Source organism: Pseudomonas sp. NFACC25 (assembly GCF_900100935.1).
Taxonomy (GTDB): Bacteria; Pseudomonadota; Gammaproteobacteria; order Pseudomonadales; family Pseudomonadaceae; genus Aquipseudomonas; species Aquipseudomonas marginalis.
Genome location: NZ_FMUC01000004.1, coordinates 464,895 through 478,880, shown reverse-complemented (window position 1 = coordinate 478,880; position 13,986 = coordinate 464,895). Strand labels below are relative to the sequence as shown.

The 13,986-nt window shown below is 62.1% G+C and carries 13 protein-coding genes; 7 read left to right on the top strand and 6 right to left on the bottom strand.

All coding sequences use genetic code 11. From position 1 onward, the window contains the following. Positions 1-56: 56 nt before the first annotated feature. The 4 genes from BLQ09_RS13015 to BLQ09_RS13000 all read left to right on the top strand — a co-directional run bounded on the left by BLQ09_RS13015 (position 57) and on the right by BLQ09_RS13000 (position 4,470). On the top strand, positions 57-908 hold the full coding sequence (locus BLQ09_RS13015) for a sugar phosphate isomerase/epimerase family protein (protein ID WP_092357182.1): 852 nt from the start codon (positions 57-59) through the stop codon (positions 906-908). A 13-nt stretch (positions 909-921) separates the two neighbouring features. Further along, positions 922-1,974 carry an isopenicillin N synthase family dioxygenase gene (locus BLQ09_RS13010; protein WP_027606661.1) on the top strand — a complete coding sequence of 351 codons (1,053 nt, stop codon included), beginning with the start codon at positions 922-924 and terminating at the stop codon, positions 1,972-1,974. Positions 1,975-2,051: 77 nt separating this feature from the next. Continuing rightward, complete coding sequence (locus BLQ09_RS13005; protein WP_027606662.1) at positions 2,052-2,855, top strand: ABC transporter substrate-binding protein; 804 nt, start codon at positions 2,052-2,054, stop codon at positions 2,853-2,855. A gap of 106 nt (positions 2,856-2,961) precedes the next feature. Further along, complete coding sequence (locus BLQ09_RS13000; RefSeq protein WP_027606663.1) at positions 2,962-4,470, top strand: amino acid ABC transporter permease/ATP-binding protein; 1,509 nt, start codon at positions 2,962-2,964, stop codon at positions 4,468-4,470. A 67-nt stretch (positions 4,471-4,537) separates the two neighbouring features. On the opposite strand, the gene BLQ09_RS12995 is transcribed toward BLQ09_RS13000, so the two are convergent. The 6 genes from BLQ09_RS12995 to BLQ09_RS12970 form a co-directional block, all read right to left on the bottom strand. Continuing rightward, positions 4,538-5,617 (bottom strand): choline metabolism transcriptional regulator GbdR, encoded by a 1,080-nt coding sequence (locus BLQ09_RS12995; protein WP_027606664.1) that lies wholly within the window; start codon positions 5,615-5,617, stop codon positions 4,538-4,540. Next, the gene (gene gabP, locus BLQ09_RS12990) at positions 5,614-7,023 is read right to left on the bottom strand and encodes a GABA permease (protein ID WP_027606665.1); all 1,410 of its coding nucleotides are present in this window, start codon (positions 7,021-7,023) and stop codon (positions 5,614-5,616) included. The genes BLQ09_RS12995 and gabP overlap by 4 nt, the downstream gene beginning before the upstream one ends. A gap of 164 nt (positions 7,024-7,187) precedes the next feature. Next, the gene (locus BLQ09_RS12985) at positions 7,188-8,036 is read right to left on the bottom strand and encodes an alpha/beta fold hydrolase (protein ID WP_027606666.1); all 849 of its coding nucleotides are present in this window, start codon (positions 8,034-8,036) and stop codon (positions 7,188-7,190) included. A 12-nt stretch (positions 8,037-8,048) separates the two neighbouring features. Then, a complete protein-coding gene (locus BLQ09_RS12980) occupies positions 8,049-9,341 on the bottom strand; it encodes an NAD(P)/FAD-dependent oxidoreductase (protein WP_092357180.1) in 1,293 nt (430 codons plus the stop codon). 57 nt (positions 9,342-9,398) lie between these two features. Further along, positions 9,399-9,821, bottom strand: coding sequence for a RidA family protein (locus BLQ09_RS12975; RefSeq protein ID WP_092357178.1), 423 nt, complete (start codon positions 9,819-9,821; stop codon positions 9,399-9,401). Positions 9,822-9,856: 35 nt separating this feature from the next. After that, the gene (locus BLQ09_RS12970) at positions 9,857-10,996 is read right to left on the bottom strand and encodes an ornithine cyclodeaminase family protein (protein ID WP_027606669.1); all 1,140 of its coding nucleotides are present in this window, start codon (positions 10,994-10,996) and stop codon (positions 9,857-9,859) included. Between the two features lie 186 nt (positions 10,997-11,182). On the opposite strand from BLQ09_RS12970, the gene BLQ09_RS12965 reads away from it, so the two are divergent. The 3 genes from BLQ09_RS12965 to BLQ09_RS12955 all read left to right on the top strand — a co-directional run bounded on the left by BLQ09_RS12965 (position 11,183) and on the right by BLQ09_RS12955 (position 13,976). Beyond that, a complete protein-coding gene (locus BLQ09_RS12965) occupies positions 11,183-12,010 on the top strand; it encodes an AraC family transcriptional regulator (protein WP_027606670.1) in 828 nt (275 codons plus the stop codon). Positions 12,011-12,156: 146 nt separating this feature from the next. After that, positions 12,157-12,903 carry a response regulator gene (locus tag BLQ09_RS12960; RefSeq protein WP_092357175.1) on the top strand — a complete coding sequence of 249 codons (747 nt, stop codon included), beginning with the start codon at positions 12,157-12,159 and terminating at the stop codon, positions 12,901-12,903. Further along, positions 12,900-13,976, top strand: a complete 1,077-nt coding sequence (locus tag BLQ09_RS12955) for an ATP-binding protein (protein ID WP_092357172.1) — start codon at positions 12,900-12,902, stop codon at positions 13,974-13,976. Before BLQ09_RS12960 ends, BLQ09_RS12955 begins: the two co-directional genes overlap by 4 nt. The last annotated feature ends 10 nt before the right edge of the window (positions 13,977-13,986 follow it).

Genomic DNA, 13,986 nt, shown 5'->3' with positions numbered 1-13,986 from the left:
GTCCACGCCGAAACGCCGCTGTGTCAATCATGCGAAGGCACCTTTGGAGCAGATCGATGAAGTTGGAAGTATTCCGGACGTTGTGGGGCTACACCGCGAGCAAGGCACAAGCGCTCGAAGAGTTGCTTGAGGCCGGGTTCGATGGCATGGAAGCCCGCCTGCCCATGACCGCCAGCGAACGCGCCGAGTTCGCAGCCTTTCTACGCGCCAACCATGTCAGCTATATCAGTACCGTCTTCAGCGCCTACGATGTTCTGCCGCAACAATCGGCGAGCGTCGACGAACACCTTCTGGACCTCGATAAAAAATTCGCTTGGGCGGCTGAGTTGTCGCCGCGCTTCATCAACCTGCTGGCTGGCAACGACCGCTGGCCACTGGCACAGCAAGTCGACTTCTTTGGCCGCGCAATGGACGTCGCGCGCAAGCACGGCCAGGTGTGCGCCTTTGAAACCCATCGTGCGCGCTCGTTGTTCAACCCTTGGGTCACCCTCGAGCTGATTCGTCAACTGCCGGACCTGCGCTTCACCAGCGACATCAGTCATTGGGTGGTCACCTGCGAGCGCCTGCTCAACGATCCGGAAGATGACCTCAGCGCTTTCGTCGAGCGCGTTCACCACATTCAAGCCCGGGTCGGTTATGACCAGGGGCCCCAGGTTCCCCACCCCGCCGCTCCCGAGTACACCCAAGCGCTGGCCTTCCATCAGCAGCATTGGGAGGCCATCTGGCGATCCCAGGAAAGTCGCGGCTATCAGGTCAGCACGCTGACACCGGAGTTCGGTGCCGACGGCTACCTGCATCACCTGCCCTTCACCAATGTGCCGGTGGCCGACCTGTGGTCGCTGAATGTGTGGATGGCAAATACCGAGCGCGAGCATTTCCGGCGCTTCAGCGGTGCCTCAACCCGATAAGGAGCGTTACCTCATGCCTGACCAAACGCCAAAGGCCGCCAACTTCAATCGCATTCCGCTGGTGGACATCGCCGGGCTGTACAGCGACGACATCGCACAGCGCCAGGCAGTGGCCGAAGAACTCGGTAACGCCGCCCGCGCAGTGGGTTTTCTGTACATCAAGAACCACGGCATCGAGTCGTCGCTGATCGACGGCTTGCGCCACGCGGCGAAGGACCTGTTTGCGCAATCCCTTGCGTACAAGATGCAGCATTACATCGGCACCTCCCGCAGCCACAAGGGGTTTGTGCCTGAAGGCGAAGAGGTCTATGCCAAAGGCAAGCCGGACCACAAGGAGGCGTTCGATATCGGTTTTGAAGTGGGCGAAGACGATCCGCTGGTCAGGGCCGGAACCCCCTTGATCGGGGCCAATGAATGGCCGGACCTGCCGGGTTTCCGTCCCGCCGTCGAAGCGTACTACGCTGCGGTGTTTGCGCTGGGGCGTCGCCTGTTCAAGGGCTTCGCGCTCGCATTAGGCCTTGAAGAGGACTATTTCGAGGCACTGGTTACCCGCCCACCGTCGAAACTGCGCCTGATTCACTACCCCTTTGACCTGGCCGCCCAAGACGCACCCGGCATTGGTGCACATACCGACTACGAGTGCTTCACCATTTTGCTTGCCGACAAGCCAGGCCTCGAGGTGATGAACGATCAAGGCCAATGGATTGATGCGCCACCCGTGGACGGTGCCTTTGTGGTCAACATCGGCGACATGCTGGAGGTCATGACCGCGGGTACGTTCGTCGCTACGGCTCACCGAGTGCGAACCGTCAGCGAAGAGCGCTACGCCTTCCCACTCTTCTACGCGTGCGACTTCCATACGCAGATCAAGCCACTGCCACAGTTTCTTGAAGACGCTAAGGATTACGAGGAAATCACCATCGGTGAGCACATGTTCGGCCAAGCGTTGCAGACCTATCAGTACCTGCGCCGCAAAGTCGAACGGGGCGAACTCAAGCTGTACGAGAAAGCACGCAAGCCATCGAGCTTCGGTCACTTGAAGAGCCAGGCGCAGGACGCGTCCTGATGCAACCCTCAGCCTGGTCACACCGCCCTGTTTAACCACCCGCCCAGCCCTACTTTACCGACGTGGAGTCATCGATGATGCGCAATCCAATCAATCATGCTGTCCGCTTGACCCTGCTGGCCGTCGCACTCCTTGGTGCGGCCGGCGCCCATGCAGCAACGACGGTGACACCCGGCGTACTCAAGGTCGGCATGGAAATCACCTATCCGCCCTTCGAGTCATACGACGAACATAAAAACGTCGTCGGTTCCGACCCCGAGCTGGCGCACCTGCTCGCCAAGCACCTGGACCTCAAGGCCGACTTCGTCGACACCAAGTTTTCCAACCTGATCCTCAGCCTGAACGCCGGCCACTACGACGCGATCATCTCCGGCATGTACATCACGCCCCAGCGGCAGACGCAAGCGCAAACCATCCCGTACGCCAAGACCGGCGCAGCGATCATGGTGCTGAAGGACAGCCCGCTGAAACCGAAAGTACCGGAAGACCTCTGCGGCCTGAAAGTCGGCCTGGAAAAAGGCACCACGTGGGTGACGCAGTTCAACACGCTCTCGACCGACTACTGCACCCCGAATAACAAGGGCGCGATTATGGTCAGCGAGTTCCCGTCCGCACCGGAGGTAACCCAGGCGCTGCTCTCCGGCAATGTGCAGGCTCAGGTGGAGATCGACGGCGCCGCCGGCATGATCGCAGAACGCACCAAGGGCCGCGTCGTGGTGAGCACCGAGCACTCGATCTACCAGCAAACGCTGGGTATTTACGTCAAGAAAGGCAACGACGCGCTCTATCAGGCACTGCTCAAGGCCTTTGAGGCGAGCAAGGCCTCCGGTGAATACACCGCCCTGTTGAAGAAATACAACCTCGAAGAACCGACTAACTGACCCGGTGCAGCCCTGTGGGAGCGCAGCCGCTCCCACAGTCGGCGGCTTTCGCTTGACTGCCCGGCCCAGGTAAAGCCTGTGTCGACGCCAGCAGTTGGAGAGACACATGCAATTTGAATGGCCTTACTTTTTTTCTCTGTTTTCGCTCTCGGACTTCTGGAAAGCCTGCATTACGGTGGTGGAGCTCAGCACGCTGGCCTGGTTCATCGGCATGCTGCTGGGCTTCCTGCTGGCTTCGGCCAAGCTTTCGGCCGCGCGTTGGATCAGCGTGCCGGCGTCGATTTATATCTGGTTCTTTCGCAGCGTGCCGCTGCTGGTACTCGTGGTGTTCGTCTATAACCTGCCGCAGATGTTCCCGGTCACCCGTGGCGTCCTGTCCAACCCGTTCTATTCCGGCCTGTTGGCCCTGGTGGTCACCGAAGCGGCCTATATGGCGGAAATCCACCGTGGTGGCTTGATATCCGTGGCCAAAGGTCAAAAAGAGGCCGGCCGCGCGCTGGGCATCGGCCTGATCGGTTTGCAGCGCCTGATCGTGATCCCCCAGGCGTTCCGCATTTCCCTGCCGACGCTGATCAACGAATACATCACCGTGGTGAAACTGACCTCGCTGGTCTCGGTGATTTCCTTGACCGAACTGTTGACCGTGGGCCAGCGCCTTTACGCGCAAAACTTCCTGGTGATGGAAACCCTGTCGGCTGTGGCGGTGTATTACGTGCTGATCGTGACCGTGCTCGGCTGGCTGTTTCATTGGCTGGAGCACCACCTGGAACTCAACAACCGCACACCCCGGACGCTGGATGACACCAGCATGGGGCGCCTACGCGCATCACAACCCGCCCCTCCTTCGGCAAGCGCTCGGAAAGCCTCCGGGCCTGGCTCGGCACCCGCCCTGCAACTGGTCGACATTCACAAGCGCTACGGCCAGCACGCTGTGCTCAAAGGCATCAACCTTGATGTAAATGTGGGTCAGGTGGTTTCCATCATCGGCCCGTCCGGCTCGGGGAAAACCTCGCTGATTCGCACCGTCAACGCCCTGGAAAGCATCGACCAAGGCGAGATCATTCTGTTCGGCGAAAGCTATATCCACGCCGGTGACAACACCAACACGCAACAAGTACGCCGTGGGGTACAGCACATCGGCATGGTGTTCCAGGGCTTCAACCTGTTTCCCCATCGCACCATTCTCGACAACGTCACCCTCGCGCCGCGCTATCACGGCCGCGACAAGCTCATCAGCGAGCAGCGCGCCTACGCCCTGCTGGACAAGGTCGGACTGCTGGCTCACGCGCACAAGTATCCGCATCAGTTGTCTGGGGGGCAGCAACAACGCGTGGCAATCGCCCGCGCATTGGCCATGGATCCACATATCATGCTGTTTGATGAGCCGACGTCTGCCCTTGACCCGGAACTGGTGGGCGACGTGCTCAAGGTCATCGGCGACCTGGCCAAAGAAGGCATGACCATGCTGATCGTGACCCACGAGATGGACTTCGCCCTGTCCATTTCCGACCGGGTGATTTTCATGGAAGACGGCCTGGTTGCGCTGGATGCGGCGCCTGGGATGATTCGTGCCGATCAGTGCGGCGAGCGAATCAAGGCGTTCATGCGGGTTTGAACCCGGCGTGAGTGGCGCCTGAAATTCGAAACGCAAGCGTCGCTGATCAGCGCCACTCACCGTACTCTCAGCGCCTGGCCTTGAGCCGGACACTGGCAAAGGTCGACTCCCCCCGCGCCTGCTCCAGGGCACTCATTGGCATCGGCACCGGTACGGCGCGAATCATCGGCTTCAACATGACGGCTCGCTCGCCTGCCGTCACCAGGCGCTCGTCACTGGGCGGCACGCCAAAGTACTCGCGGTAGCATTTGGAGAAGTGCGGCGTGGACACAAACCCGCAGAGCAAGGCCAGCTCCACGATGGAAATGGGGGTTTGCTTGAGCAACTGACGCGCGCGGATCAGCCGCAACCGCAGGTAGTAACGCGAGGGCGAACAGTGCAGGTACTTCTGGAACATGCGTTCAAGCTGCCGGCGTGACAGGGCCACGTACTCGGCCAATTCATCCAGGTCGATCGGTTCTTCCAGGTTGGCCTCCATCAGCGCGACGATTTCCTGCAGCTTCGGCTGCTGGGTGCCGAGCATATGCTTGAGCGGCACGCGCTGATGATCCTGCTCGTTGCGCATGCGCTCGTACACGAACATGTCCGAAATCGCCGCCGACAACTCATGCCCATGCTCACGCCCGATCAGGTGCAGCATCATGTCCATGGGCGCGGTGCCGCCCGAGCTGGTCAGGCGATCGCGGTCGAGGGTGAACACGCTGGCGCTGAGGCTCACCCGTGGAAAAGCTTCCTGCATGGCCGCCAGCCACTCCCAATGCACGCTGCATTCAAACCCGTCGAGCAGCCCCGCCCGGGCCAATACCCAACTGCCGGTACAAATACCACCCAGGCGCCTGGAATAACGCGCCTGGGTCCGCAGCCACTTCATCAATTCATCGCTCAGGGTGTGTTGAATACCCGTGCCGCCGCACACCACGACGATATCCGCAGAGGGCGCAGCGGCTATGGAACAGTCCGGCGTGATGGGCATGCCGTCGCTGGCCCACACAGGATGACCGTCGACACTGGCGGTCTGCCAACGATACAGCTCCTGGCCTGCCAGTTGGTTGGCCATGCGCAGCGGCTCTACCGCCGACGCCAACGAGATCAGGGTGAACTGATCCAGCAGCACGAATACCAAACAGGTGACCGGCCGGGGGTTCATGGGCGCGAAGCCAGGGGGATCGGTTTTTGGGTGCGGTCGGGCTGCCGCGCCGTGATCACGCCGACCAGGGAAATCAGCAAGGCCAGGCCGATGGTCGACGACACCTCAAAGCGGTGCTCGGGCGTCAGCAGCATCACCGCCAATGCGCAACAGATGAAGACGATGACCACCCAGGTCAGCCAGGGAAACAGCCACATCTTGAACGTCAGGGTGACATTACGGCGTTGCAGGACCTTGCGCATGCGCAGTTGCGACACGGCGATCACCAGGTACACCAGCAAGGCGATGGCCCCCGAGCTGGCCAGCAGAAACTGGAACAATCCAGCGGGCATGAAGTAACTGAGCAAGGTCACGCCTGCCCCGAGGATCGTGCTGGCGATCACGGCGGCCCTCGGCACACTCGCTGCCGATGTCTTTTTCATCAGCGTGGGCGCATCCCCGCGCTTGCCCAGGGAATACAGCATGCGTGAAGCAATGTAGATGGACGAGTTCATGCAGCTCGCCACGGCAATCAACACCACCACGTCCACCAGTAACTTGGCGTGGGGAATGTTCATCAGCTCCAGGGCGCGCTGATAAGAACCTACCGACGCCAACAGCGGGTCATTCCACGGCACCACGGAAATCACCACGAAGATCGACAACACGTAGAACACGCCGATGCGCCACATCACCGAGCGCGTGGCCCGGGCGATATTCTGCGCCGGGTTATTGGACTCGGCAGCCGCGATAGTGACGGCTTCCGTGCCGATAAAGCTGAACATGATGGTGATGAATGCCCCGACCACCGCCGACAGGCCGTTAGGCGCGAAACCACCGTGTTCTTCCATCAGGCGACTCAGGCCGCTGGCCTCCCGCTCGGGAATCCAGCCCATCAGCACCGCGCCTCCCAGGCCGATGAAGCCGATGATCGCCACCACCTTGGCCATGGCAAACCAGAACTCGAATTCACCGTACTTGGAGACGCTGAACAAATTGGTGACCACCAACAAAAAGATCGACAACAAGGCGAACAGCCAAGCGTCGATCTGCGGCAACCACTGGTTGAGGATATGCCCGGCGGCCAGGGCTTCGATGGGAATCACCAGCACCCAGAACCACCAGTACAGCCAGCCGATCGTAAACCCGGCCCAGCGGCCGATGGCCTGGTCGGCGTAGGTCGAGAATGAGCCGGTGTCGGGGTTGGCCACCGCCATCTCCCCCAGCATGCGCATGACCAGCACCACCAACAGGCCGGAAAACAGATACGCCAGCATCACGGCCGGCCCCGCCGCCGCGATGGCGTGCCCGGAGCCGACAAACAGCCCCGCGCCGATAATGCCTGCAATGGAGAGCATGGTGACATGACGCGGCTTGAAGCCCTGCGCCAACTGGCCGTTGGAATCCTTGGAAATCAGGCTATTCATCGTTGTTTTTTATTCTCTGTGATCGACGTTAAGACGTACTGACTGGAAGGTCAGGCGATCATCATTTCTTAATGACGGGTCACAGTACGCGGCCTGCGCGCCGCAAAAATAGCCTCATAGCGGCACGCCGGTGCCTGATATCGACATTGGCGGGCAGCCGCCGCTCATTGCCTCGGCGGGTCAAGGTTCGCCAGAAAGCCTGCAATCAGCGCGTTGAACACCGCGCCCTGATCGTCGTGCACATAGTGGCTCGCGTCGGCGACCTCCACCGTCCGCACATGGGGGTTGCTGGCCCTCATCGCCTGCAGCGTCGCCGGCGGCAGGAAGTCCGAGCGACCACCACGAATGAACAGGCTGGGGCAATCCAGCGCGCGCACCGCTGGCCACAGGTCCGTCGGCTCGATACTCAGGCGGGCCTGGGCAATCCCCTGCTGATCATGGCGCCAGCCAATCACACCGTCGCGTTCCTGCATCGAATGCGCCAGCCTCGACGCCAGGCCCTGCTCCGACAACCCCGGGCGCGAAGCCCTCCAGAACGTGCGGGCCGCGTCCCAATTGTCGAACTGCAACGGCGTCTGGCCCATCTCGCGGCGGATACGTGCGGCGCCATCGCCCTGGGTTGAAGAGCCGGGGCCGATGTCCTCGATCAGCAACCCCAGCAAGCGTCCCGGATGTTGCCGCGCATACTCGAGGGCGTTGGCGCCGCCCAATGAATGCCCGAGCAGGACAAAGCGCTGCAGGCCGACATGGGCGATCAGATCCTCAAGGTCCTCGACATAGGATTGGGTGTGATACGTGGAGGGCTCGGCCCAGTCGCTCAACCCACGACCACGCTGGTCGAGGGCATAGATGCAGTAGCCCTCCCCCAGGGATTGCACCAGCGACTCCCAGGTCTGGGCATAGGCGCGCAGGCCGTGCAACAGCACCAGGGGCACGCCACTCGATGCGCCCCAGCGCAAATAATGCAGGCGCAGGCCCGAACGGTTGGTGAAGAAACAGCTGTCTGCAGGCATGGGCTTGCTCCTTTAGAAACGGTCGAAGCGATAAGGGCTTGGGTCAATGATCGGCGCATGCCCACTGACCAGGTCCGCGGCGAGATGACCCGCCGCCGGCGATGTACCGAAGCCGTGCCCCGAGAAACCGGTGGCCACGGTCAGCCCCGGAATCTGCACGACCGGGCCGATGACCGGGTTGGAATCGGGTGTCACGTCGATAGTGCCGGCCCAGGCCTGGGCGATCCGTGCGTGTTCAAACACCGGCCAGGCGGCCATCAGGTTGTTCATCGCGTCGTTATTGAGCTGCGGGTTGGCCGCCGGATCCTGCACCCTGACGCGCTCGAACGGGCTGACGCTGTCGGCGCGCCAACGCCGCGCCAGGGCCAGGTCATTGATGAACGGCTTGCCCAGCGACACGTTCAGCACACTGCGTTGCGCACGGAACTGCGGCATGTATTGCTTGGCGAGCAGCAGATGGTCGAGGGTCAGGAACGCATCCAACTTGCCCCGTTGGGTAATGATGAAACCGCCGTCCTGGTGCTTGCGAAACGAAAAGTCCGGCGCGCCGACCGCGATCTGCGTCGGCCCCTCCATGGGGTGGGTACGCAGTACCGAGCAGGTCAGGGGCAGGGTCGGCAACGCCACACCGAGGTTGCCCAGAAAGCGCCTCGACCACATGCCCCCCGCCAGCAGCACATGATCACAACGGATTTCGCCCTTTTCCGTGACCACACCGCTGACCGCGCCGCCGGACATCTGCAGCGTACGCACCGCGCACTGCTCGATGATCACCACGCCCCTGTCCATGGCGGCCCTGGCAATCGCGCTGCTGGCCAGCGTCGGTTCGGCACGCGCATCGGAAGGGGTAAAGATGCCACCGGCCCAGTCACCCGTGCCGCCTGGCACCAGCGCGTCGATCTCACGCTTGCTGAGCAGGCGTGAATCCAGCGACAAATGCTCCACCGACTTGAGCCAGCCCTCGTGCATTGCCATTTGCGCCGGGGTGCGCCCGACAAACATGATGCCTTCCTGGCGATACCCCACATCCGCCCCTACCCGCTCGGGCATCTGCGCCCACAAGCGGTCGGCGGCCAGGGCCAGCGGGATGTCGGCCGCGTGGCGGCTGGTCTTGCGCACCCAGCCCAGGTTGCGGGATGACTGTTCGGCGGCGATCCGGCCTTTTTCCAGGACCACCACGGCGATATTGCGCTCAGCCAAGGTCAGCGCAGCCGTGAGGCCGATGATCCCGCCGCCAATGATGACGACGGCGGTCGCGCTGGGAAACACGGTGGAGGTTGTCACGGGCGCTATTGTCGGTGCCATGGTCAGGACTCGGTAAACGAATAAGGGCGGCCAGGCCTGTGCATGGCCGCGTGACGATTATTGCGACAGGCGAATGAGGTCGACCTGCGCCTTCGACGCGTTGCGATACGCCGTCACTTCCAGCTCTACCTTGTAGACCGTCGAGCCCAGTGGCGGGCAGGTCACGGTGCTGGCCGGGTCGACGCCGCGAAACTTCTCGCCGATCAGGTCCATCACCGCCGGCACGTCCTTGGGGTCCTGGATGAACACCCGCGAACACACCACGTCGGCCAGGCTCGAATCGACAGCCTTGAGGGCCGATTCGATGTTGGCGAACAGCTGGTGCGCCTGTTCCAGGACATCCTCCGGGATCAGCTTGGTCTGGGGGTTACGGCCGGCGGTGTTGGACACGTAGATCCAGTTGTCCACGCACACCAGGCGCGAATAGCTGGCCTGGTCTTCGAACGGTGAGCCGGTCTTGAGCTTGGTGATTTTTGTCATGTCGAATGCCTCGTCAAAGTGAATGAAGCTACGGCTCAGCGCAGCTCCGGGGTTTCCCACAGGTTCAAGGTCACGCCGATGCCGTGCTTGACGGCGTTGCGGTACACCACCGTGCCCCAGGCCACGTCTTCGACGGGCATGCCGCCCACCGACATGATGATGATTTCCTCATCGTTCCTGCGGCCAGGCGCGGCCCCGGCGATGATCTTGCCGATGTCTTCGACGTCATCGAGCTGCATCTTGCCTTCGGCAATCATGTCCATGAAGCGCACGCCAATGACCGGCACGTTGTGATGCGCAGGCTTGGGCAATTCCTCGAACCAGGCCTGGTACAGACCGGTGTTGTCGAGCACCTTGCGTACGTCGGGCTGCTCCATTCCCGCGTCGAGGGAGCAAGACGCCGGCATCGCGAGGAAAGCGCCTGGCTTGACCCACTCACGCCGCACAATTGGGTAGATCGAGGGATCGCCCGTGGCGCCGGAGCTACAATAAGTAACAAGGTCCGAGTCGCGGACCACCGCTTCGAGGGTGTCGACCACGTCTATCGTGGTGATCTGCGGATACGTCTGTTCGACCCACGCGATAAAGTTGTCGAGGCTCTGCTGGCCACGGCCCTTGATCTTCAGGGTGTCGATATGCGGGCACACCGCGATGAAGGCCGCCAGGGTGGTCTTGCCCATCACGCCAGGGCCAAGCAGGCCGACGACTTTCGAGTCCTTGCGCGCCAGGTGGCGTGCGCCCACGCCGGGGATCGCACCGGTGCGGTACGCCGACAGCAGGTTGGCCGACATATGGGCCAACGGCGCGCCGGTGTCGGGGTCGTTCAGGGTGAACATCAGGATCGAACGCGGCAGGCCTTTTTCGCGGTTGGCGATATTGGAGCCGTACCATTTCACCCCGGCGGTGCAGAAGCTGCCGCCCAGGTAGGCCGGCATGGCCATCATGCGCCGATCCGCCGTGGGCTTGGGCATGTTCGGGAACGGCGAATCCTGCGGGAAAATCACCATCGCGCCATGGGAATCATTGTTCGGGCCGGCCATGCGGTAGTCACCGGCATACAGCAGGCCGAACATTTCCTCCATGGTGTTCACGCAGGCCAGCATGTCGGTCACACCCGCGCGGATCATGTCCTGCTCGGAGAGGTAGATAAAATCGATTTTTGTAGTTGCAGACATAGTTATTCTCGGGCTGAAGGTGATATCGCTGCGGTAGGCGCAGCTCCACGCTGTCGAGATCGAGTATCGGGCGGGGGATGGCGGCGGTATTGTAAATTTCGGACATACCGTTCAGTCGGGCATGACGATAGTTGGCGCGATTAATGCGTTGATTTTCCCCAGGCGCCGCCTGCCCAAGGAACAACCATGATCAAACCGAGTGTGCCGACTCCCCGGCTCCACACCGCGAACGAACAACCCTGGTTCGTGCTCAACTCTTCACGCTATTCAGTGATGCCGTCCGCGCACCCGGCGATCTCGCATTTCTATGCCTTCGATGTGGCGCAATCGTCCAACCTGCTGGCCGTGCCGGATGGCTGCGTGGATATCCTGTTCGACTGTGATGCGACGCGACCGACTGCGCGCATCTGCGGCACCCCGCTGGTGGCCCAGGCGGTCGAACTGCACCAGCACCACCACTATTTCGGCGTGCGCTTTTCGCCGGGTGTGATCCCCGGTTTCGTCAATGTACTGGCCGAAGAATTGACCGAGCGGGAGCTCGATCTGCTGGAAGTCTCCGAGTTCGCCCAACGCCTCTTCGAAAGCATCGTCCAGGCCCCGTTGCTGGGCGACCAGATGCGGCTGTTCAACGACTACCTGACCCCGCGCCTGATGGGCAAGACGTCGCGACTCACCGCCATGATCATCCAGCAGGCGCTGCACCATCGCGGTGATATCCGCATCCAGCAACTCGAAGACCTCAGCGGCTACACCAGCCGGACCCTGCACCGCCAGTTCAACCAGGACACCGGCATGTCACCCAAGGCGTTTTGCCGGATCATCCGCTGCCAGGCGGCCCTGGACACCCTCAATACCCAGCACGATGTATCGTTTTCGCAGTTGGCCCTCGACCTGGGGTTTGCCGACCAATCCCACTTCCTGCGCGACTTCAAGAAACTGGTCAGCACCACCCCCTGCGACTACCAGCGCACCATGACGCAAAACGCCTACACCGACAGGATCAGCTACGCCTGATCACGCCGTTTGCGAATAAACCCGCGTCTCCATCGTTTCTCCATAAAACCTCCCATGAAAGCGCATGCTCGTGGTGCACAGTAGTCTTCGTCGCCCCATGGTAATTCGCCATACTGCGATGACCGAACAGCACGACCGAGCCGACCATGACTGAATCACACCCTGTATCGACACCGACGGACCTCGCGTCCCCACGCCAGGCGTTGGTACTGATCGCCGAAGACGAGCCGGAAATCGCCGACATCCTCGCGGCCTATCTCAAGCGCAGCGGCTTCCAGACCGCCCATGCCCTGGATGGGCGCCGCGCCCTTGAACTGCATCAATCCCTCAAGCCCGACCTGGTACTGCTGGACGTGCTGATGCCGCAGCTGGATGGCTGGATGGTCCTGGCCGAGATCCGCCACCGGGGCACCACACCGGTGATCATGCTGACCGCCCAGGACCAGGACATGGACAAACTCATGGGCCTGCGCATCGGTGCCGACGACTACATCGTCAAGCCGTTCAACCCCGCCGAGGTCGTCGCCAGGACCCAGGCGGTGCTGCGTCGCTCCCTCGATCATGGCTACGGCGCCCGCCAGCGCGTGCTGCGGGTGAATGCCTTTGAAATCGACATCGACAGCCATGAAGTCAGCGTGCAGGTCGGTGCACACACGCACAGGCTCAACCTGACGGTGACCGAGTTCAGATTGTTGGCGCAACTGGCCAAGGCCCCCAAGCGCGTATTCAGTCGCGCCGAGTTGCTGGCCCTGTGTTCCCCCGAGAGCGACAGCCTGGAGCGCACCGTCGACAGCCATATCAGCAAGTTGCGGCGCAAAATCGAAGACCTCGGCCTCCAGGGCGTACCGGCCAGCATCCGTGGGGTCGGCTACCGGTTCGGGAGCCAGCCATGAAGACCGCCAACAGTTTGAGCCGGCAGATCATCGTGTCGATGTCCGCCGTGGTGCTCTGCGTGATCGCCCTGGCCGTGGTCGGCTCCTACGTGTTTTACGCGTTGCTCTGGACGTTCTGGCCGCCGTCGGATCTGGACGTGGACGAATGGCTGCCCACCGGCATGGAGTGGGCCTGGATGGCGCTGATCACCTGCATCAGCCTGGCGGTGGGCGCCGTGGTGGCGATCAAACTGTCCCGGCGCATTCTGATGCCCTTGAACTCGGTCGCGGCCAGCCTTCGCCGCCTCGCCGATGGTGACCTCGATGCCCGGGCGACGGCGTCCGACCGCTCACTGGCAGAGGCCACCTTGCTGGTGGATGACTTCAACAGCATGGCCCAACGCTTGAAACGCATGGCGCAAGAGCAGTCGTTCTGGAACGCCGCGATTGCACATGAACTGCGCACCCCGCTGACCATCCTGCGCGGCCGCCTGCAAGGGTTGGCGGAAGGCGTGTTCACCCCGGACCAGGCGCAGTTCTACAGTCTGCTGAGCCAGGTGGAAGGCCTGACGCGCCTGATCGAGGACCTGCGGGTCGTAGGCCTGGCGGACAACGGCTACCTCGAAGTGCAGATCCAGAGTGCCAACCTGGCCGAGGAGATCAAGGCCGACGCCTGCCTGTTCGAACCGGGCCTGCAGGCCTGCGGGTTCGTGCTGCACCTGGACCTGCTCGAACGGCCTGTGCAGTGTGATCCGGCGCGGATTCGCCAAGCCTTGCTGGCCATGCTCGACAACCTGAAACGCCATGCAACCCCCGGCAACGTCACGGTGCGCCTGGGCAACCAGGATGGCCTGAATACCTTGAGTGTCGCGGACGAAGGCCCGGGGATCGCAGAAGCGTTTGCAACGCACATCTTTGAGCCGTTCCAGCGCGGCGAAAGCTCGCGCTCCCGCGCCCAGGGCGGCAGCGGCCTGGGGCTCGCCGTCGTACGCGCGATTGCCCTGTCCCATGGAGGTCGCGCGACCTGCCGGAACCTCGACAACGGCGGCACCTTGTTCGAGCTGAGCTGGCCCGACCAGTTGGTCGCCATCTAACCCCAACCGC